The organism is Robiginitalea biformata HTCC2501 (assembly GCF_000024125.1).
Lineage (GTDB): Bacteria > Bacteroidota > Bacteroidia > Flavobacteriales > Flavobacteriaceae > Robiginitalea > Robiginitalea biformata.
This window is the reverse complement of record NC_013222.1, coordinates 2,158,764-2,179,493: the sequence shown is the minus strand read 5'-3', so window position 1 is coordinate 2,179,493 and position 20,730 is coordinate 2,158,764. Positions and strand designations below refer to the sequence as shown.

The following is a 20,730-nucleotide window of genomic DNA, read 5'->3' as shown; positions in this document are numbered from 1 at the left end:
AATGTTTATATAGTCATTATATCGGAAACGCGTACGAGTTCCCGGTCTATTTTGGTATGCCCTTTGATCGCCTCGGCAATCGGGGTCAGTACAATTTCGTTGTCGATGATTCCCACCATCAGGTTGGTCTTCCCGGCGATGAGGGCCTCAACGGCTTTTACCCCCATCCGGCTCGCCAACACGCGGTCAAAGGCACTTGGTGGCCCGCCCCGCTGCATATGGCCCAGAACCGAAACCCGGACATCGTAAATGGGCAGGTGCTCCTCTACGTACTCCTTGAGTTCAAAGACGTTTTTACCGGTCTTATCCCCTTCCGCCACTACGACGATACTCGAGGACTTGCCGGTTTTCTTGCTGCGCCTGAGGGATTCCAGCAGGCGGTCCAGCCCCAGGTTTTCCTCGGGGATCAATATTTCCTCGGCACCGGCCGCTACCCCCGCATTGAGCGCAATATGGCCGACATCCCGGCCCATGACCTCCACAAAAAACAATCGGTTGTGGGAGCTGGCCGTATCCCGGATCTTGTCGATGGCGTCCACCACCGTATTGAGGGCCGTGTCAAAGCCCAGCGTATACCGGGTACCGAAGATATCGTTGTCGATGGTCCCGGGGATTCCGATCACCGGGAAATCGTATTCCTTATTGAATATGGTGGCCCCGGTAAAACTGCCGTCCCCCCCGATGACCACAAACCCGCTAATTCCGGCCTGGACCAGTTGCTCGTGGGCTTTTTTTCTCCCTTCCGGGGTTTTGAAGTCCTCGCACCGGGCCGATTTGAGGATGGTTCCTCCCTTGTTGATGATGTTGTTGACGCTCCGGGCATTCATTGCCACGAAGTCTCCCTCAATCATCCCCTGGTAACCGCGGTAGATGGCCATACATTCCACATTCATGTAGGCGCAGGTCCGGACCACCGAACGGATGGCGGCATTCATGCCCGGGGAGTCTCCTCCCGAGGTGAGCACCGCAATCTTGTGCATTGGTTTGTTCATGGGAAAAATTCGAATTGCAAAATTAACAAACTTCTCCCAAATTAAAGAACGTACAGCGGCCAGATTTAGGAATCCGTCAGAACGAAAACGTTTTCGTAACGAATTTAACAATAACATAAAGATTCCAAACGGACTCGGGTACTGCTCCCCGTCGCGGTCCGGACAAAGTAATTACTTAGGGCGCTCGCGTTGCGGCAGCGGCTCCTTCCGCAAGGGCTCCTGCGGCAAGGGCTCTTTGGGCAATGGCTCCTGCGGCAAGGGCTCTTGGGGCAGCGGCTCCTGCGGCAGCGGTTGGAGCTGCCGCTGGTTCTTGGAATAGAACCGGATCAGGCTGTCGCTGCCGATACTCGCATCCGGACGGGTTGCTGCGGGAATACTGTCCTGTACCTGTGAAGCGGGCGGGTTGGCCGCCGGCTCGGGTTTATTGAAAATCTGCCGCAATAAATCCCGGAAACTGTTGAAATCCACCTCGTAGGACAATCCCACCCCCTGGGTATACCCCTGGCGGTCTGCCAGGAATTGCCGGATTTCGTTCTGCCGGTTGAAGATCCGCATACTCAGCGTCCCCTGGTCGTTCAACAGGAGCTGCACTTCGGCATCCCCTGCAACCGCCGATTCGCTGACCCCGCCTACCGGAACCCCAAAGCGCCCGTTGAACAGAATCCGGTCGCTGATCTGGGTGGACACCGTCACCCCGATCCGGTCCTCCACATTCACCGCGTCGTTCGGGTTGCTGTACCCCGCTTCATAGGAGACCCCCAGGTTGAGCTTGTCGCTGTTGTTCCCAAGGACCTGGTTGAAGAGACTCGAAGTGGCCGTTTGCAGGAAACTCCCCGCCACGGCCGTCTGGTTGATGCCGCTGGATTCGTTCACGAACGTTCCCTGGGCGAGCAGGAACAACGCGTTGCGTTCCTCCACGGTGGGGTCCTGCAACCGGTATTCCAGTTCGGACTGCACAATGGAACTGGTACCCGGGAAGCCGATTTCGAAATCCACGGTTGGCTGTTCGAGTTCCCCGGTGAGGCGGACGATCACCTCGGTGGGGATGCTCGGGGTGTAGCCGGAACTCTCCAACAGCGGGGCGGGGTTGGCGTTCAGGGAATACACCGCCTCCATATTCAGGATGGCCTCCAGGGGGTCGCCATCCCAGTTGATGGTCCCCCCCGGCTCCACCCGGAAGGTCTTGTCGATGACCCCGCCGTACTTCAGGTTGTACGACCCGGTGACCACCACAAAGTCCCCCCACATGTTGAACTTCCCGTTCGTGTTGATTTCCATAAATATCAGCCCGGCCCCCGTCCCTTTCAGGGAGCTGCCCGTCTGCGGGTCAACGACAATCTCCACCTCCGCCTCCGGGGTCACGTCCAGGTCGAATTCCAGCTCCAGGCCTTCGTACTCCCGCAGCGTCCGCTGCGCCTCGATGGTCCGGCGCTCATCCTTTTCAATAAAGTTGATAAAGCTATAATCCCCCAGGCTCGCCACATCGCTGATGGGAATTTTCAGGGAAGTCCCCCTGGCGGTAGACCCTTCAAAATTTATATTGAGGGCATTCGTCGGCCCGAATATCCGGCCGGTGCCCTCGGCAAAAGCCGTCCCGTAATAGAGTTCCTCTTCGTCGTACTCCGTATTGAGCAGCAGAAAGCGTTCGCCCTGGGTATCCACATCCAGGTTCAGGCGCCAGTCCGAGAAGAACTGGTGGCTGATGGTCCCGTCCAATACTGCGGTTGTCCCCTCGGCCCGGTCCGTGAGCCGGATATTCTGGAAATCAAATGTCTGGTTGAACAGCCGAACCACCGAATTCTGCCCGAAGTCGTAATCGACATTCAGGTAGGGGATGCCCAGCCCGGCGTCGTTCAGGGTGAGCAAACCGGAAAACTCCGGGTTCCTCAGGTCGCCCCGGATCTGCGTGGTGCCGTTCAGGGTGCCCCGGATGTGGTCGATGACGCCATCCCCCAACGGGCTGAAAGGTTCCAGCTGAAACCCGTTGAAACTGGCATTCAAATTGGCTGTGGGGACTTCGCCCTGGTTCAGCACGGTACCGATGACCGAAAATTTCTCCCGTCCGTTCTCCGTTATCTGCGTATTGACCGAGAATTCCGTCAGGTCCTTGTTCCCCACCATGCCGATATCCAGTTCCCCCAGCTTCACCCCGTTTACGCCGAAATCGGCGATGTTCAGGTTTCCGATCGGCAGGTATATTTCCTCTTCCTGCCGGACGTTCAGCACCCCGTTGATCTCCCCGCTGAGCTTCAGGCTGTCGATGGCAGGCGTGATTTTGCTGAGGGAAACAATCTTAAAGCGGAGTTCCAGATCCTTGTAGGTAGAATCGGCCAACTCCCCCCGGAGGATAATCTCTTCCCGTTCCTCGTTGTTCATCACGATCTCCTGAATCTGGATGCTGTCCAGGGAGCGGTTGACAATCACCTTGTTCCGGTCGTTGCCCTGGCGGTTCAGCACCCACGTATTGCCCTTAAAGCTCACCTCAGACCGCTTAAGCCCGATTACGGATTTGTTATCCTGGTTAAAGGTGTGATAGAAATTTAGGTTGTAGGTGTCGTTGTATTCGCTGCCGCCCTTGAATTCCGTCCGGAAAAACAGCGTGTCGGTGAGGGTGGTGTTGATCAGTTCAAAATCCTTCACGTCGTAGTAAACCGTGGAAACATCGGCCACGGAGACATAGGTGTTGAACAGCGGGTTTTTGTTGTCGATTCGAACGTCCACGGAGTCCAGCCGGTTGTCGAAGGCCGTGATATAGGGCGAACGGAAATTCAGCTTGAAGTCCCCCTCATCTGCCTGGATATCCCCCCTGATATACGTGTTCGGGCCAAAGGAAACCTCCGGGAAGAACACGTCCACGATCTTGTTGTAAATCCGGAAGTTGAAGGCGAGCTCCTGCCCCTCGGAAATCTCGTACGGCCGGTAATTCGTGTAGATACTCCCGACGGAGTTCTGCAATAGCTTCCCGAGTTCGCCAACCTTGAAGCGGCCCCGCATATACCCCGTGATGATGTCCGGCGAATTGATTTCCACAGTCCGCACCGAGTCCGCGTCAAAACTGGAAACGATCTGGAAATCCTCAAAATAATAGGTGTTGTTCGGATTCTGGTACTGTGTCTGGCTGAACCGGATGTCCCCGCGGATATTGTCCGGGTTGCTCCCGGTGATGTCCATATCCACGTTTCCCTGGAAAATGGCGAGCGTATCCTTGATGAAATTCAATTCATACAGGTCCGCATAGTCTACCGAGGCCACGAAATTGAACGTGTTGGGCTGGCTGCCGAAGTCAGCGAGCCCCTTGAAGTTGAATATGAAATTCGGGTCACGGCTGTTGAGCGACCCATCGAACAGCTGGTCCTTGAGGATCCCGGAAACGGAGATATCGGAATACCCGTAGTTGTTGAAGTTTATCGAATACACCTCCCCGATCACCTCGGTGTTCAGCCCCCGGCTCGTGAAGCCCTCGCCTTCCACGTTGACGTCCAGGGAAGCGGTCCCCAGGGACGCATTGCCGGTAAAAGCGCCCAGGTCAAAATCGATCAGGGAAACAAAGCCCTGGTAGGAAGCGCGGTCGATATCGTTCACGTCCGTCAGCTGCAGGTCCGCATAGCTGCTCCCAATCCCGCTGGTAATGTTCACCTGCGCATTGATACTGGACTCGGTCACCACGGCATCCCCACGGATGGTAAACTGCCCGAGTCGCTGGATGGTGCTCGGCAGGGAATTGCCCAGCAGATTGGGCATCAGGCCCCGCAGCTGGTAATAGGTGGTGGTGACATCCCGGATGGAGGCGTCCATGCGGAAGGGGGCATCCCGGCTAAAGAGGTTCTGAAACTCAAAATCCCCACGGATCCCCGTGTTATCGGTAACCAGTAAAAGGTTGCTGAGCTGCAAATCGTTCAGCGTCCCGCTGATTTCCGTGGTAAACTCCGCTGTCTTCCCGGTCCCGAACGCATCGTAGAGCTGGTTGATCTCGTCGAGCCCCACCACGGATTGATCAAAGTTTGCCGTGACCAGCACCTCGTTGGTGAAATCTGCCAGGTCCTCCCGTTTATAATCGAATACCAGCCCGCCCCGCAGCGCGGAAAGGGGTGTCCGGATTCGCAGGGAATCGAAGCGCATCTGCTCCCGCGTATAGGTGAAGTCAGTGGACAGGTTCTCGAGGGCGAGGTTCCGGCCGCTTTGCAGGGAAAGGGAACGGACGGCGGTGCGGACCTCCGGGCCCTCGATGGTAAAGTCACCCGCCTCGATTTCCAATTTGTTGAAATCCAGGATTACCGGGTTCTCCAGGTTGTCGTCAGATAGAAGGAAGCGGCTCCGGTCTATCTCCACCCCGGATGCGTAAAAGTAGAACGGCGGGGTACCCGGCGCCCGGGGCTGGCCGTCGTCGAGTTTGTCGATAAAGATCCCCAGGTTGGTATCCGGGGCATCCCGGTAGGTTTTCATATTCAGGAACAGGCTGTCGATCTCGATGTCCCCGAACTCCAGCGTGCCCCCCACCACGTCCCTGAGGCTCAGGATGGACGTGCTGAGCCGGTCGATGTAGACCAGCGTATCCTGCCGGTAATCTTCCACGTAAATCCCGTCGAGGGCGGTATCCCAGGTGATGAGTGAAATCCGCACCCGGTCGATATTGATGTTGGTCCCGAAATCCGAATTGATCCGGTTGGTAACCATCCGGGCCAGCCGCGTCTGCACGCCCGGGATCGACAGGATAACCGTCCCCAGGACGCAAATTACCAGCAGGGCCAGCAAAAGGCGGACGATTATTTTACGGAGTTTTCTGATAGGGCGTATTCATTTACCTTTGCACAACCAATTTTTGTTCCAAAACCGCATGCGCGAGAAAGACATTTACATCCTGGCGATCGAGTCGTCCTGCGACGACACATCTGTAGCTGTTTTGCACGGCCGCAAAACGCTGAGCAACCTGGTGGCTACCCAGCAGATTCACCGGGAATATGGCGGTGTGGTACCCGAATTGGCCTCAAGGGCCCATCAGCAGCATATCGTCCCCCTGGTACACCAGGCACTGGCCAAGGCAAATATCGACAAAAAACTCCTATCGGCCATAGCTTTTACTAGGGGTCCGGGACTTTTGGGTTCCCTCCTGGTCGGCACCTCCTTTGCCAAGTCCCTCGCCCTTGGCCTGGGCATCCCCCTTATCGAGGTCAACCACATGGAAGCCCATATCCTGGCGCATTTTATCGAGACCCCTGGCAAGTCCCCGCCCCCATTCCCCTTTCTGGCAATGACCATCAGCGGGGGCCATACCCAGATTGTGAAGGTGAATGGTTATTTCGACATGGAGGTCCTGGGCGAAACCCTGGACGACGCAGTTGGCGAAGCCTTCGACAAGACGGCCAAACTCCTCGGGTTGCCCTACCCGGGCGGGCCGCTGATAGACAAGTACGCCGGCCAGGGAAACCCGGAGGCATTCGACTTCCCGATCCCCAAAGTGGACGGGCTCAATTTCAGCTTCAGCGGGCTGAAGACGAGCGTCCTGTACTTCATCCAGCGCAACACAAAAAACGACCCGGATTTCGTTGCCAGGGAACGGGACAATATCTGTGCCTCTTTACAGCAAACGATAGTTACCATCCTGATGCAAAAGCTGAAAAAGGCGGCCCGGGAAACCGGGATCCGGCATATCGCCATCGGCGGCGGGGTGGCGGCCAACTCGGGTATCCGCCAGGCCCTGTCCGAAGCCGAGCATAAACTGGGCTGGACCACGTATATCCCGCCGTTCCAATACTGTACGGACAACGCCGGCATGATAGGAATTGTAGGATATTTAAAGTATCTTGACAACAGGTTTACGGACCTGGGGGTATCGGCTCAGGCCAGGTACCGCATCGGCGGTCAGCCCCACTAAAGAACCCACGCAATGCCCTATAGCAAGGAATTGGAAGATCGGCTGAACCGGATGCTCGAATCCCGTCATCCCGAGGCCTCGAAGCACCTGACCGTGAAATACATGTTTGGCGGGCTCGCCTATCTCTACAAGGGTAAGATGAGCGTGGGGGTCGTAGGCCATTCGCTCATGGCCCGGGTACCTGCAAACGCCATGGAGCAAGCGCTCCTCCGCAGGGGTGCGCGGCCCATGGATTTTACCGGCCGGGTTATGAAGGAATTCGTATTTGTGGACCCGGAAGGGTTTCGCGACGATTCAGAGATGGAACAATGGATTGAATGGGGGCTGGAGCACGCCCGCCAGAAAAGCGCTCCCCCAAAACGCATAGCCGGAAAATGAATTATTTCTATCATCCGCTCCTGGATACCAGCGTCAACCAATTTTCGTTTACCCCGGAGGAAAGCCGCCATATCGTCAAAGTTTTGCGCAAAAAAGCCGGCGACCAACTCCATATCACCAACGGGAAGGGGTATCTGTTCGTAGCCGAAATCCTCGAAGCCAATCCGGAACGGTGTATGGGCAAGCTGCTCGAAACGCGCAAATTCCACCCGAAAATGTACAGCCTGCATGTGGCTGTAGCCCCGACCAAGAAAACGGATCGGTTTGAATGGTTCCTGGAGAAGGCCACTGAAATCGGGATCGACAGGATAACCCCTGTGATCTGCCAGCGGTCGGAACGCAGGAAACTCCCGATGGAACGGATGCAGCGGGTGGTCCAGGAGGCGATGAAGCAAAGCCTGAGGACCTATCTGCCCGAATTGGAAGAACCGGTTGCGCTCCGGGAGTTCCTGGAACGGGAGCAGCCTGTCCTGAAGTTTATCGCCCACTGTGAGGAGGACGAAAAGATGGATCTCAAAAGGCGGGTGGCGGCAGACAAGGACGTCATCATCCTCATTGGCCCTGAAGGCGACTTCACGCACGATGAAATCCAGATGGCTTGCGAGAAAGGCTTTATTCCGGTTTCCCTGGGCGAATACAGGCTGCGGACGGAAACCGCCGCCCTGGTGGCCTGTACCACAGTCAACCTGATAAACAACGGATAACCCATGAGGATTCTGGCAGCCCTAATGGCTTTAGCGTGTACCGGTTTCGGCCAGGCCCAGGAGGTGGCCGTACTCAAATACCGGGGCGGGGGTGACTGGTACGCCAACCCTACGGCACTCCCCAACCTGATCCGTTTTTGCAATGCGGAAATCGGCACCCACCTGGAAACGGCGGCCGGAACAGTGGCCGCTGACAGCCCGGATATTTTCCGCTTTCCTTTCCTGCATATGACCGGGCACGGCAATGTCCTCTTCTCGGAGCAGGAGGCTGCGAATATCCGGACCTACCTGCTCGGTGGCGGGTTCCTGCACATCGACGACAACTACGGCATGGCCGAGTATCTCCTAGAGGAATTGCCAAAAATCTTCCCCGACAAACAACTGCAGGAAATCGGTGCCGACCACCCGATTTTCAAAGAACCGTATGATTTTCCGGAGGGCCTGCCCAAAATCCACGAGCACGATGGCAAGCGCCCGCAGGCGTTCGGATATTTCCACCAGGGGCGGCTGGTATTGCTCTTTACCGTGGAGGCAGACCTCGGGGACGGATGGGAAGAACCGGAGGTGCACAACGACCCGGAAGAAGTTCGGCAAAAGGCCTTGCAAATGGGGGCCAATATTGTCAATTACGCTTTTAAAAACTAACTGAAAATGCGCGCAAAAACCATTGCCAACGGGGTTCTCAGGGCAGTTTTCATCCTTGCAGCGATTGTTTTGGTGGCCTATTTCCTCTACCTGATACGCTCGGTGATTGCCTATGTACTCATTGCAGCTGTAGTTGCCCTGATGGGCCGGCCGGCGGTGTTATTTTTCCGGCAGCGTCTGAAATTTCCCAATACGCTGGCAGTAGTCGTGGTGGTCCTGCTGATGATCGGTTTGCTCGCGGGGATCATTGCGTTGTTCATTCCCGTCATCACCGAACAGGGCAGAAACCTCTCCCTCCTCGACATGGAAGAACTGCAAAAGGACCTGAATTCTCTCTATTTGGAAATCACGGAGTACTTCGGGGCTTCCCCGGCCTCAATCGATGCGCTCATCGAGAAAACCGACCTGGAAAAAAACGTTCTGGAAGGGCTGGATATCGGATTTATCCCGGACATGCTGAATTCCATAGTTGGCTTGCTGAGCAACCTGAGCGTCGGGCTGTTTTCCGTCCTGTTCATCGCATTTTTCTTCCTCAAGGACAGCCGGCTGTTCCAGAATAGCCTGATAGCATTGGTGCCCGACGACAAAGAGGGCCGGGTGCTCCAATCCCTGGAAAAAATCAAAGGCCTGTTGTCCCGGTATTTTGTCGGGTTGTTGGGCCAGATTTTTGTCCTGTTCGTCATCTACACAGTGGTCTTGCTGCTGGTGGGTATCGAAGACGCGGTGGTGATTGCCTTCCTGTGTGCGCTTTTTAATATCATCCCCTATGTCGGGCCGATTATCGGGGGGGTAATCATGATCATCCTGACGATGACCAGCAACCTGGGCTCGGATTTCAGTTCAGTGATCCTGCCGGACGTCGGCTGGGTCTTTCTGGGCCTGACCATCGGCCAGCTGGTGGACAACTTCTTTTCGCAGCCAGTAATCTTTTCGAATAGCGTGCGATCACACCCCCTGGAGATCTTTTTGGTCATCATTATTGCGGGGCTTTTATTCGGGGTGATGGGGATGATCGTAGCCGTACCCGGTTACACGGCAATCAAGGTAATTTTGAAGGAATTCCTGGCCGAAAACAAGGTGGTTCGCAGCCTGACCAAAAACTTATAGCATCGATTTGAATAAAAGCCTGCTAAATACTGGTGTACAGGATTTTATTAAAAATAATTTAAAGGCTGACATTTTGTCAATTGCCTTAAAATCCAGCCCTTTTGACGGGGTCACCCCACAGGAGTTGGCGCAACAGGTTGCAGGGCGGAAAAAGACCCTGGAAAAGCTCCCCTCCTGGCACCGGGCCAACGCCATTTACTACCCGCCCGGACTGAACCTGGAGCAAGCCTCTTCGGAGGCGACGGCCCGCTACAAAGCGAGCCTTATATCCGGCAATTGGCTCGTTGATCTCACCGGGGGTTTCGGGGTGGATGCCTATTTTTTTGCCCGGCAATCGCAGCGGGTGGATTACTTTGAAATCGACACAGGGCTCGCGGAAATCGCCGCCCATAATTTCCGGCAGCTCGGCGCGACGAATATCCGCGTCCATCCCGGGGACGGCCTGGACTACCTCCGGGGGCTCCAACCGGGCAGCAGCCTACCGGACTGGATCTACGCAGACCCCTCCCGGCGGCATGCAAAGAAAGGCCGGGTAATCCGCCTGGAGGATTACGCCCCGGACATTCCGGGGAATTTGGACCTGCTGTTGGGAGTCTCGGATAACCTGCTCGTAAAAACGTCGCCCATGCTGGATCTTTCTGCGGGCCTGAAGGCTCTCCGGCAGGTAGCGGAAATCCACGTGGTAGCCGTTAAAAACGAGGTGAAGGAGCTCCTCTGGGTAATACGAAGTACGGCTTCCGACGGACCCCGAATCCATGCCAGCGACCTGTCCGACGGCCATCCGCCCTTCCGCTTCCACCCGGACGAGGAGGCATCCGCAGACAGCCAGCTCGCCCTCCCGGCCCGATACCTGTATGAGCCCGGGGCCGCCCTGCTGAAAGCCGGGGCTTTTAAACTGGCGGGCACGCGGTACGGTCTCGGGAAACTCCACCGGCATACCCACCTCTACACCTCGGAGAAGCTTATCCCCTATCCGGGCAGGCGTTTTCGCATCCTGGAAAACCACCCGTACAAACCCGGCAGGCTCCCCTACCGCGAAGGGCATGTAAACAGCCGGAATTTCCCGGAGGACGTGGCCCGGATCCGCAAGCGCAACCGTATCAAAAGCGGCGGCAACACCTACCTGTTTTTTGTCCGGGCGGCAGACGACGCGTTACGGGTCCTGGCGGCCGAGGCTGTATAGCTGCATAAGAGACAATTTTATATCTTTAGAATCCAGCCCGGGTCGAAACCGGGCGCTATCAACTTGAAACAAACCAAACCGATCTCCATGGAACCACACTTTTACATCAACCGCCGAAAATTCATGAAAGGCGCTACCGCTGTTGCCATCCTTTCCAGCCTGGGAACCTATGGCATGGACATGATCTACCGGGATAAGCCCTGGAAAGTGGGCCTGATAGGCACCGGGTGGTACGGCAAGATGGACCTCTGGAGGCTGATGCAGGTGGCCCCGGTGGAAGTGATGGCCCTCTGCGACGTGGACCGTAAGATGCTGGAAGAAGCCGCGCGCCTCACCATGGAACGGCCAGGCGCCATGGGCAAACCCCGCCTTTTCAGCGACTACAGGAAAATGCTCGCCGAAACGGAGCTCGACATTGTACTGATCGGCACCCCGGACCACTGGCATGCCCTGACCGCCATCGAGGCGATGAAACAGGGGGCCCACGTCTACCTGCAAAAACCCATCAGCGTGGACGTCCTGGAAGGGGAGGCCATCCTGGCCGCTGCACGCCATTACAACAAGACCGTACAGGTGGGCACTCAGCGAAGGAGCACCCCCCACCTGCAGGATGCCAAGGAAAAATTCATCGACACCGGGATGCTCGGGAAGATCGGGCATGTAGAAATCTGTTGCTATTACCACATGCGCGCCAACGGCGATCCGCCCGTGCAGGAAGTACCGGATTTCTTCGACTACGAATTGTGGACGGGCCCCGCCCCGATGCGGGCCTACGACGGCCTGCCGCACAAGAGGTGGTGGCGTACATTCATGGAATACGGGAACGGCATCATGGGGGATATGTGCGTGCACATGCTCGACACGGTCCGCTGGATGCTCGACCTCCGGTGGCCCAACCGGATTACCTCCCATGGCGGTATCTTTGTCCAGACCGGCGGGGAGTCGAATATCACGGACACCCAGTCGGCGGTCTTTGAATACGACGATTTCGATGTCCACTGGCAGCACCGCAGTTGGGGCACACCCCCGGACCCGGAGTATCCCTGGGCATTTCGGATATACGGGGAAAAGGGCACGCTCGTGGGCAGTACGATGCAATACGACTTTACCCCACAGGGAGACGGGGAACCCATTCACGGGGATGTCCTTTACGAACGCGAGAAATTCCCGGAAGACGTCAATGAGGCCGATATTGAACTGAATGCCGTGCCGGCCACCCGCCGGCACATGATCAATTTCCTGGCGGCCATTGAGAGCAACACCCGGCCGTTTTCGGATATTGAAGAAGGGCATATCTCCTCGGCGAGCTGTATCATCGCCAACCTGTCCCAAAAGCTGGAACGGCCACTTACATACGACCCTTCGGCCAAAACCATCCCGGGCGACCCCGAAGCGAGCGCATTGCTGAAGCGGGCTTACCGGGAAGGCTGGGAACACCCGTATAGCGGCGCCTGATCAGGACGACGGGCACGGCCATTGGAAATTGTCCACGGGGTCATTGACGGCGGCCCGTAGGTTGTAGTGCCACCATTCGGTCCGTATGGACAAAAAACCATGCGATTCCATGGTTTCTTTGAGTATTTTCCGGTTTTCCAGCACGGCCTCCGGCAAATTCGTGTGATCGTGATGGGCCTTCGGGCCAAAAAAATCGAAGTCCGTCCCCATCTCCAACGGCTCCCCTTCCAGGGTTTCCAGAGTGATGTCCACTGCCCCGCCTTTATTGTGGATGGACCCTTTTTCCGGGTTGGCCACGTATTGCGGGTTCGGCACCAATTCCCACATCTTGTATTGCACGGAATTGGGCCGGTAGCAATCAAAAAACCGGATGCGCAGGCCCTGCTTCCGAAAATCTGCATTTGCGGCCAGGAGGGCCCTGGCGGTTTTGACCCGGGTATAGCACTCCCCGCACGGATAGACTACTTCCCCAAGGAAATTGTTATCCGTCGCATAGCGCAGGTCGTAGGCGAATGCATCGCTGTAATCCGCCAGACGGATAAACGTCGTGTCCGGCAGGGACTCCAGGGAAGGCGGATTGGGGGCAGATTGCGGCTCCCCCACTCCGGTTGCCTCCCCGCCGGCCCATGTGGTCTCGCCGGCTGCTGCGTCCGTTTCCGGGGGTCCTGCGCCCTCCGCGGCCTGAATTTCGCCCTCCCCGGCCTGCGATTCACCTTCCATTGCCTGCGATTCGCCTTCCAAAGCCTGCGATTCGCCTGCTTCGGGTTTGTTAGCCGACTCTCTGCGGGTGGTTTCGCCACAGGAAATCCCTGCCAAAAGGCCCGCTGCCAGGAGCAGGCCTGCAACGCGGAGGTGGTATGTTCTCTTCATGGTCGTTTAATTTTGGTTTTGCGGCATGCGCAGGTCCCGATGCTATTTTACAGGCAATCCCGGCCGGGGTCTGGTGCGAATGGAATTTGATTGTATCTTTAATTCTGGAAGCCGCCCTTCCGATAAACACGAATATCTGAAAAATAGCGCCAAGTACCACCATGAAACAACTTTCCTTCATCCTGATGTGCCTCTCCTGCGCTGTGCTTCCGGCCCAGGAGCCCTGGCTACTCGGTTTTGAGAAACCTGAGAAAAACCCCATTCTGGAGCCCGATTCCACCGCCCGCTTTTTCTGCCCCATGGCGGAACGCGAGGTCCGCTGGCAGCAGGCCGATGTATTCAACCCCGGGGCGGTTGTCCGTAACGACACGGTATTTCTGCTGTTTCGGGCCGAAGACGATCCGACGGCACGGCTGGGGGAACGCACTTCGCGGATTGGCCTGGCCTGGAGTACGGACGGGTTGAATTTCACGCGCTATCCGGACCCCGTGCTCTACCCGCAGCCAGGGGTGCATACCCAATGGGACTATCCCGGAGGCGTGGAAGACCCGCGGGTAGTTGAACTCGAGGACGGCACCTACCTGATGCTCTACACAAGCTGGAACCGGGATGTCGCCCGGCTCTCCAGCGCCACCTCCCCGGACCTGGTCCACTGGCAGAAACACGGGCCCGTTTTCGAGGAAGCCCATGGCGGGGCCTTTCTGGACCATTGGAGCAAATCGGGTTCGGTGGTAACCGAGCTCCGCGACGGGCGGTTGGTTGCCAAAAAAATCGACGGCCAATACTACATGTACTGGGGCGAACTCTTTGTCAATGTGGCGACTTCAGAAGACGGGAAGGACTGGACACCGCTAACCGATGGGAATGGCGACCTGATCAAGCCGTTTGTACCGACCACCGGCCGCTTTGACAGCCACCTGACAGAACCCGGCCCCCCGGCCCTTTACACAGATGCCGGCATTCTGCTACTGTATAACGGTAAAAATTTGAGTGGTGAAGGGGCCGGTTCTGAAACCCCGGAAGGCAGTTATTGCGGGGGGCAGGCGCTCTTCAGCAGGGAGAACCCGGCCCGGTTTCTAAGGCGGCTGGAAACGCCCTTTATCTGCCCCAGCCTCCCCCACGAGGTGAGCGGACAATACCAGGCAGGGACGACATTTATCGAAGGGCTTGTGCGCTATAAAGGCCGCTGGCTGCTGTATTACGGCACGGCAGACTCAATGGTAGGGGTAGCCGTCAGCGACCAAAAATTGTAACTTACAGCCGTGGAGCATACACTATTAATGGCTGCCCGGTGCTTCATCCTGATACTTGCCCTGTCGGGATGCGCCCCGGAGGAAAGCGAACCAATCCCCCCTCCCCCGAACATCCTTATAGTCCTCACCGATGACCAGGGTTGGGGCGACCTGGGCATTAATGGCAATTCCAATATCCGCACGCCGAATCTCGACTCCCTGGCTATAAGCGGGGCGCGCTTTGAGCAGTTCTACGTCCAGCCGGTTTGTTCGCCTACCCGGGCCGAAATCCTGACGGGTCGCTATGCAGCCGCGCTAGGGGTTTACAGCACTTCCGCCGGTGGAGAACGCATGGATCCGGGCGTGCCCACCCTGGGCGATGTCTTTCGTGACGCGGGTTACAGGACCGGCCTGTTCGGCAAGTGGCACAACGGTTCGCAGCCCCCGTACCACCCGAACTTTCGCGGGTTTGATGAATTTTACGGATTTGCCTCCGGCCACTGGGCCCATTATTTCAGCCCGGAGCTCGAGCATAACGGAAAGTTCGTCCGGGGGGAGGGATACCTGGCCGACGACCTTACCGCCCGGGCCATCCAATTTATGGGTGCCCCGGATCCGCGACCCTTCCTGGCCGTGCTCTCCCACAACACGCCCCACAGCCCGATGCAGGTTCCCGACCCCTATTGGGATGCCTTGCAAAACCGCCCGCTGGAGATGCGGCACCGGGAACCGCAACTGGAGGACACGCTATTCACCCGGGCGGCCCTCGCCATGGTGGAAAACATCGATGCGAATGTCGGCCAGGTCGTGGAATTCCTGGAAAAGTCCGGTACCCGGCGGGAAACTATCGTGGTCTTTTTATCGGACAACGGACCCAATAGTTTTCGTTGGAACGGGGGGATGAAGGGGCGGAAAGGCAGTACAGACGAGGGAGGCGTCCGCTCGCCCCTGCTGATAAGCTGGCCAGGAAGCATTCCCGCCGGGCTCCGGTCCGCTCCCTTGGCGGTAGCGTGGACCTGCTCCCCACGCTTGTCGGGTTGTCCGGGATTCAGGAAACCCGGTCATCCTGGGACGGGCAGGACTGAGTGCCGCAGTACTCGGGAAACCAAATTTTCAAAGGGATGGTTATTTATACAATTATTGGAATGGTGCTTTGAGCCTGCGGTCGCGGGATTTTCGCCTGGATGCCGAAAACCGGTTATTCGATATGCGCAGGGACCCCGGGCAAACCACCGATGTATCCGGGGAGCACCCCCAGGCATACGATTCCCTTGTGGAAGCCAAAGCGGCCTGGCTGACATCCGAGGTCCCGAAGGATTTCCCGGAGCGCCCCTTCACCGTCGGGTATCCCGGGGCAGGCCGAACAGTATTGCCGGCTCGAGACGCCACGGTACTACCCCCTTTGCGGAGGAGCAACAAGTACCCGAACGCGAGCTACATTACCGGATGGGAGAATGAAGCGGGCCTGGTGTACTGGCCCGTGGAGGTGTTGTCCGACGGCACCTATGAAATCTCCTGCTATTACGCCTGCCCCGAAACGGCCATCGGCCTGCCGGTACGGATAGCGTCCGGGGGCGATATGACCGGAACGCAAATTCGGTCCGCATTTGACAGCGAGATCTACGGTGCGGAACAAGACCGCGTCCCGCGCATTGAATCCTATGCCAGGGATTTTCGCAAGCTGCCCCTGGGTAGGCTGGAATTGCGGCAGGGGACGGATACACTCCGGCTCCGGGCCGGCCCCTTTCCGGACAGGGCCCGCTGGGATGTGCAGCGGCTCGTCCTGGAGAAAATCGATTAGTCCTTCAACCCGCGTAGGAATTCCAGGCTTTTGGGCACCTGTTCGAGTACCTGTGACGACTCATCCTCAATAAACATATATTGAATCCCGAGTTCGGCACCCCGACGCACCAGCCCGGCCACGTCGATTTGCCCGGTTCCCAACACCACGTTGGTTTCCACGTCTTCGTGCCCGCTGGTGTTTCCGGTGACGCCCTTTTCCAGGTCTTTGAGGTGCATCAGCACAAACTTGTCCGGATACCGGTTGAGCAGCTCCAGCGGATCGGCCCCGCCGTGCTTCACCCAGTATATATCCATTTCAAAATCAAAATACTCGGCCTGCTCCGCCATCAGGTCAAACAGGGTCCCGTCGCCGTGCGGCCGGAATTCGTAGCCATGTGCGTGATACGCCAGCTGCAGCCCGGCTTCCTCCAGGATGCGGCCTGCCCGATTGAATACGGCTATCGCTTTTTCGGTATCCTCCAACCCGAATGCATCGCCCCGGTGCGGGATCCAGGCACACATAACATAAGATGCCCCAAAGGCGCGGGCCTTTTCAATCAGGGAGGCCGGGTCCTTTTCCAATTCCTCAAAAGAAGCCCCGATGCTGGTTACCTTCAAATCGTATTTGTCCAGCAATTGCATAAACTCCTCCTGCGGCATCCCGTAAGTTCCCCCGCCTTCTATATAAGTTATACCCCAATCGCGGATTTGGGCCAGGGAACCTTCCACATCCTGGCTGAACTGGTTTCTGAGGCTGTAGAGTTGCAGTCCGAATTCCTGGGCACCTGCCTGGAAGCCCCCGGACACAAATAACAATCCGGTTAGTATCAATAACTTGTAAAATCGTCTCATTTTTTTGGAGTTTTATATTTACCGCCCACCTGGCTTTCGCGTACATCGCAGCCCGGTTCCGGGTCCCGATTTCGTACCAATTCAGGGCTTATTACGTGAAAATAGGCATTTTCCATATCCGCAATATATCATTCCATATTTTAACATATTAGAAGTTTTTTGATAAAAAAACATCCGACCCCCCGGTTTGTTCGGCCGAATTTTAGTAATATTAACACTGTTTTTGGGTTATTTTAACGTTCAAGCGAAAACGTTTGCGGCTCAAGCTCGAATTAAACAAGTGTAAATCAAACATTTAACTAACTTAACAACTTAAACATTATGATTCGAAGCGCTGATTCGAATTCGAAGAAACTCAACTCGTATGTAGGTGTTTTCTTCGGGTTCATTTTGATGTTCTCATGTTTAGGAATTCAGTCATTGCGCGCCAATTCCAAAACATCGACGAAAGCAGAAGTACCTATACAGAATACCGTATCGGGTACCATTGTCGATTCCTTTGGAGTCCCGCTACCCGGAGCCAACGTTGTGGTGCAGGGTACCACCCGCGGAACCCAGACGGATTTCGACGGGAATTTCTCTATCGAAGCCGATGGGGATGACGTCCTCGTGGTAAGCTACCTGGGATATGTTACGCAGAACGTGCCCGTAAACGGTCGCTCCACCGTCAATGTTACCATGGCGGAAGACTCACAGGCCCTGGACGAGGTAATCGTCACGGGGTATACCACGGAGACCAAACGGGAAACAACCGCAGCGGTTTCCATCGTTAAAGCCGAAGAACTGGCAGCCATCCCTTCCGGTAACGTCGAGCAGCAGCTCGCCGGTCGGGTTGCCGGTGTGACAGTTGTAACCAACGGTCAGCCGGGTACCGCCAGCCAGATCCGTGTTCGCGGATTCGGGGCATTCGGCGGTAACGAACCGCTCTATGTGGTTGACGGGGTGCCGATCAACGACATCTCCTTCCTGAACCCGGACGATATCGAAACCACCACCGTACTTAAGGATGCTGCTGCAGCCTCCATTTACGGGGCGCGTGCCGCCAACGGGGTAATCGTCTATACCACCAAGCCCGGTAGAAGGAACCAGAAAACGGAAATCAACATCAATATCCAATCGGGTGTTACCGATCCGAACGTGGCCGGTTCCCCTGAAATGCTGAACCCGCAGCAGATGGCCGAGTACACGCATATCGCGTACCGGAACAACGCAGCGGCTACAGGCACCACGCCTCAGTATACGCACCCGCAGTACGGGTCCAACGCCACGCCGACCTTCCCGGATTACCTGCACGCAGACGGGCAGAACGGGGTGAGCGAAAGCGACATCGACCTGGCGCAGATTCGCGCCAATTACGAGGCCGATCCGGAAAATGTCTTTTTGATCCGCCCGAATCTCCGGGGAACTAACTGGTATAAGGAAATCACCCGCCTGGCACCCGCCACGCGTATCAGCGTAGGGTTCCGCGGGGGTAACGAGAACGGACGCTTCTACGCCGGACTTGGGATGCAGTCCCTGGACGGGGTGCTGCTCGAAAACGAGCAGGATCGTTTCACGGCCCGCTTTAACTCGGAATTCGACCTGACGCCCTGGTTGGTGATCGGGGAGAACTTCCAGGCCACGTACAACTCTGTCCGCGGCCAAACCGGTGGAAACGGCGGTTTGGGTATTGCCAACGACGAGTCGGAGATCCTCTCCGCCTACCGGATGCCGACTATCATCCCGGTATTCGACGAATTCGGAAGCTACGCCTCCACCCGGGCGGCAGGGTTCAACAACCCGCGGAACCCGGTACGCCGGCTGGCCCAGGACCGCGGCAATGACGACGCGTTCAGCGTAAACCTTTTCGGTAACCTGTACGCCGCCCTTACGCCGATTGAAGGACTGACCCTCCGCACAAGCATCGGGGGCCAGTACAACTCTTTTACAAACCGCGATTACAACTATCGTTACCTCGGGGATTCCGAGCCCCAGGCGAGCTTTAGCTTCAACGAGGGAATGGAGTATGGATTCCAGTGGATCTGGACCAACACCATTAATTACGATCAACTCTTCGGGAAGCACCGCGTGAAGGTGCTGGCCGGTATCGAGGCCATTGAAGGCGCCAGCACACCGGTTACACCTGCCAGGGGACGCCGGATCCAGGGATCGGGTATCAACCCCTTCTCAACGGACCTGGACTATGTAAACCTGCAGACGGTTACCAGCCCGGTTGTACAGAGCTTTATCCGGAAAGGGGTGAATTTCAGCTCCATTTTCGGAAAACTGGACTATAATTTTGACGAGAAATACTACGTTACCGGGGTAATCCGGCGGGATGGTTCCTCCGTATTCGGGGAAAACAACCGGTACGGTACCTTCCCTGCGGTATCCGGGGCATGGCGGGTGATCGCCGAGCCGTTTATGGAAAACCAAAGCATCTTCCAGGACCTGAAAATTCGCGGGGGATGGGGACAAATGGGTAACTCCAACAACGTAAACCCGGCCAACCAGTACTCCCTGGCGGCCCTGGATATCGGAAACACCATTTATCCGATTGACGGTCAGAACAGTGGAGCCAACGAAGGATTTGCCACCTCCCGTATCGGAAACCCCGATGCAAAATGGGAAACTTCTACCACGATTAACGTCGGCTTCGATGCCACCATCCTGAACAACCACGTGGATATTATCCTCGACTGGTGGAAGAAGGATACGGAAGACCTGCTCTTCCAGGTACCGCTGCCTGCAGTTACCGGCGCCTATGCAGCGGCTCCCTCGCGTAACGTTGGGGCTATGCTGAACCAGGGGGTAGACTTCCAGATCATCGGACGGGGCAACCTCACCGAAGACCTGTACTTTACCGTTACCCTGAACAATTCCTTCCTGAAAAACGAAGTAGTCCGTTTTGCCGAGGGCATCGAGTTCCTCGATGGCCCGGGTTACCGGGGGATCTTCCCGACGCGTAACCAGGTGGGACGTCCGCTCTCCTCGTATTTCGGATACCAGGTAACCGGATACTTTAACTCCCAGGCCGAAGTGGATGCCGCCCCTACCCAGGACGGTGCCGGCGTCGGTCGCTTCCGTTATGCAGATATCAACGGGGACGGCGTAATTACGCCGGACGACCGGACGTATCTGGGCGATCCTGTACCAGAATACAGCGGTGGGGCCGTGATCAACCTGCGGTATAAGCAACTGTCCCTGGACACATTCTGGAACTGGGTTTCCGGTGTGGAAATCTTCAACATGAGCAAGTGGTTCCGGGATTTCTTCGGCACCTTCGAAGGTTCAGCCAAAGGGGTAGCTGCACTGAATTCCTGGACACCTGAACTGGGTAACAACGCCGCTGCACCTATCTGGGAAAGCGCTTCCAACCTGTCTACGAGCGGTGCCGCTAACAGCTGGTATGTGGAAGACGGGGATTACATCCGCCTGCAGCGCATTGCCCTGATGTACAGCTTCGACGACGAGGTACTGAACTCCCTGGGCCTGAAAAGGCTTGAGTTCGGGGTATCCGCCAACAACGTTTGGACCATCACCAAGTACAGCGGGCTCGACCCGGTGGTTGGTGGGGATGCCGATACCACTTTCGGTATCGACGTAGGTAACTACCCGGTAACGCCATCTTACCTGTTTAATCTGAACATAGGACTGTAATTCTATAAGAATGAGGAAG

15 protein-coding genes are annotated in these 20,730 nt (G+C 56.6%); 11 read left to right on the top strand and 4 right to left on the bottom strand.

All coding sequences use genetic code 11. The features are described 5' to 3' along the window. Positions 1–5 precede the first annotated feature (5 nt). Complete coding sequence (pfkA, locus tag RB2501_RS09660; protein WP_041327169.1) at positions 6–992, bottom strand: 6-phosphofructokinase; 987 nt, start codon at positions 990–992, stop codon at positions 6–8. A gap of 171 nt (positions 993–1,163) precedes the next feature. Beyond that, entirely contained in the window at positions 1,164–5,744 is a 4,581-nt protein-coding gene (locus RB2501_RS09655; protein ID WP_015754609.1) for a translocation/assembly module TamB, read from the bottom strand. An 82-nt stretch (positions 5,745–5,826) separates the two neighbouring features. On the opposite strand from RB2501_RS09655, the gene tsaD reads away from it, so the two are divergent. The 7 genes from tsaD (at position 5,827) to RB2501_RS09620 (ending at position 12,336) form a co-directional block, all read left to right on the top strand. Next, a complete protein-coding gene (tsaD, locus tag RB2501_RS09650; RefSeq protein WP_041327719.1) occupies positions 5,827–6,864 on the top strand; it encodes a tRNA (adenosine(37)-N6)-threonylcarbamoyltransferase complex transferase subunit TsaD in 1,038 nt (345 codons plus the stop codon). A 12-nt stretch (positions 6,865–6,876) separates the two neighbouring features. After that, entirely contained in the window at positions 6,877–7,242 is a 366-nt protein-coding gene (locus RB2501_RS09645) for a TfoX/Sxy family protein (protein WP_015754607.1), read from the top strand. Next, positions 7,239–7,946 carry a 16S rRNA (uracil(1498)-N(3))-methyltransferase gene (locus RB2501_RS09640; protein ID WP_015754606.1) on the top strand — a complete coding sequence of 236 codons (708 nt, stop codon included), beginning with the start codon at positions 7,239–7,241 and terminating at the stop codon, positions 7,944–7,946. The genes RB2501_RS09645 and RB2501_RS09640 overlap by 4 nt, the downstream gene beginning before the upstream one ends. A gap of 3 nt (positions 7,947–7,949) precedes the next feature. Then, positions 7,950–8,591: a DUF4159 domain-containing protein gene (locus RB2501_RS09635; protein WP_041327166.1), complete on the top strand. Its 642-nt coding sequence runs from the start codon at positions 7,950–7,952 to the stop codon at positions 8,589–8,591. 6 nt (positions 8,592–8,597) lie between these two features. After that, positions 8,598–9,698, top strand: coding sequence for an AI-2E family transporter (locus tag RB2501_RS09630; RefSeq protein ID WP_015754604.1), 1,101 nt, complete (start codon positions 8,598–8,600; stop codon positions 9,696–9,698). Positions 9,699–9,771: 73 nt separating this feature from the next. After that, positions 9,772–10,881, top strand: a complete 1,110-nt coding sequence (locus RB2501_RS09625) for a THUMP-like domain-containing protein (RefSeq protein WP_015754603.1) — start codon at positions 9,772–9,774, stop codon at positions 10,879–10,881. A gap of 87 nt (positions 10,882–10,968) precedes the next feature. Then, complete coding sequence (locus tag RB2501_RS09620) at positions 10,969–12,336, top strand: Gfo/Idh/MocA family protein (protein ID WP_041327164.1); 1,368 nt, start codon at positions 10,969–10,971, stop codon at positions 12,334–12,336. On the opposite strand, the gene RB2501_RS09615 is transcribed toward RB2501_RS09620, so the two are convergent. Further along, entirely contained in the window at positions 12,337–13,206 is an 870-nt protein-coding gene (locus RB2501_RS09615; protein WP_015754601.1) for a M15 family metallopeptidase, read from the bottom strand. A gap of 161 nt (positions 13,207–13,367) precedes the next feature. Here RB2501_RS09615 and RB2501_RS09610 point away from each other — a divergent pair, with 161 nt between their 5' ends. Genes RB2501_RS09610 through RB2501_RS16015 form a run of 3 tightly spaced genes read left to right on the top strand, consistent with a single transcriptional unit; the run spans position 13,368 to position 16,239 of the window. Next, complete coding sequence (locus RB2501_RS09610) at positions 13,368–14,459, top strand: glycoside hydrolase family 130 protein (protein ID WP_015754600.1); 1,092 nt, start codon at positions 13,368–13,370, stop codon at positions 14,457–14,459. A gap of 9 nt (positions 14,460–14,468) precedes the next feature. Further along, positions 14,469–15,896: a sulfatase-like hydrolase/transferase gene (locus RB2501_RS09605; RefSeq protein WP_148214335.1), complete on the top strand. Its 1,428-nt coding sequence runs from the start codon at positions 14,469–14,471 to the stop codon at positions 15,894–15,896. Then, complete coding sequence (locus RB2501_RS16015; RefSeq protein ID WP_148214334.1) at positions 15,841–16,239, top strand: hypothetical protein; 399 nt, start codon at positions 15,841–15,843, stop codon at positions 16,237–16,239. Before RB2501_RS09605 ends, RB2501_RS16015 begins: the two co-directional genes overlap by 56 nt. Here the strand turns inward: RB2501_RS16015 and RB2501_RS09600 are convergent. Beyond that, positions 16,236–17,072 (bottom strand): sugar phosphate isomerase/epimerase family protein, encoded by an 837-nt coding sequence (locus RB2501_RS09600; protein WP_041327163.1) that lies wholly within the window; start codon positions 17,070–17,072, stop codon positions 16,236–16,238. The genes RB2501_RS16015 and RB2501_RS09600 overlap by 4 nt on opposite strands. 321 nt (positions 17,073–17,393) lie before the next feature. Between RB2501_RS09600 and RB2501_RS09595 the strand changes: the two genes are divergently transcribed. Continuing rightward, the gene (locus RB2501_RS09595; RefSeq protein ID WP_083760707.1) at positions 17,394–20,711 is read left to right on the top strand and encodes a SusC/RagA family TonB-linked outer membrane protein; all 3,318 of its coding nucleotides are present in this window, start codon (positions 17,394–17,396) and stop codon (positions 20,709–20,711) included. Positions 20,712–20,730 lie beyond the last annotated feature (19 nt).

Coding starts and splice junctions, on each gene's coding strand:
- pfkA (WP_041327169.1), bottom strand. CDS start 992: ATGAACAAACCAATGCACAAGATTGCGGTGCTCACCTCGGGAGGAGAC.
- tsaD (WP_041327719.1), top strand. CDS start 5,827: ATGCGCGAGAAAGACATTTACATCCTGGCGATCGAGTCGTCCTGCGAC.
- RB2501_RS09645 (WP_015754607.1), top strand. CDS start 6,877: ATGCCCTATAGCAAGGAATTGGAAGATCGGCTGAACCGGATGCTCGAA.
- RB2501_RS09640 (WP_015754606.1), top strand. CDS start 7,239: ATGAATTATTTCTATCATCCGCTCCTGGATACCAGCGTCAACCAATTT.
- RB2501_RS09635 (WP_041327166.1), top strand. CDS start 7,950: ATGAGGATTCTGGCAGCCCTAATGGCTTTAGCGTGTACCGGTTTCGGC.
- RB2501_RS09630 (WP_015754604.1), top strand. CDS start 8,598: ATGCGCGCAAAAACCATTGCCAACGGGGTTCTCAGGGCAGTTTTCATC.
- RB2501_RS09620 (WP_041327164.1), top strand. CDS start 10,969: ATGGAACCACACTTTTACATCAACCGCCGAAAATTCATGAAAGGCGCT.
- RB2501_RS09615 (WP_015754601.1), bottom strand. CDS start 13,206: ATGAAGAGAACATACCACCTCCGCGTTGCAGGCCTGCTCCTGGCAGCG.
- RB2501_RS09610 (WP_015754600.1), top strand. CDS start 13,368: ATGAAACAACTTTCCTTCATCCTGATGTGCCTCTCCTGCGCTGTGCTT.
- RB2501_RS09600 (WP_041327163.1), bottom strand. CDS start 17,072: ATGAGACGATTTTACAAGTTATTGATACTAACCGGATTGTTATTTGTG.
- RB2501_RS09595 (WP_083760707.1), top strand. CDS start 17,394: ATGATTCGAAGCGCTGATTCGAATTCGAAGAAACTCAACTCGTATGTA.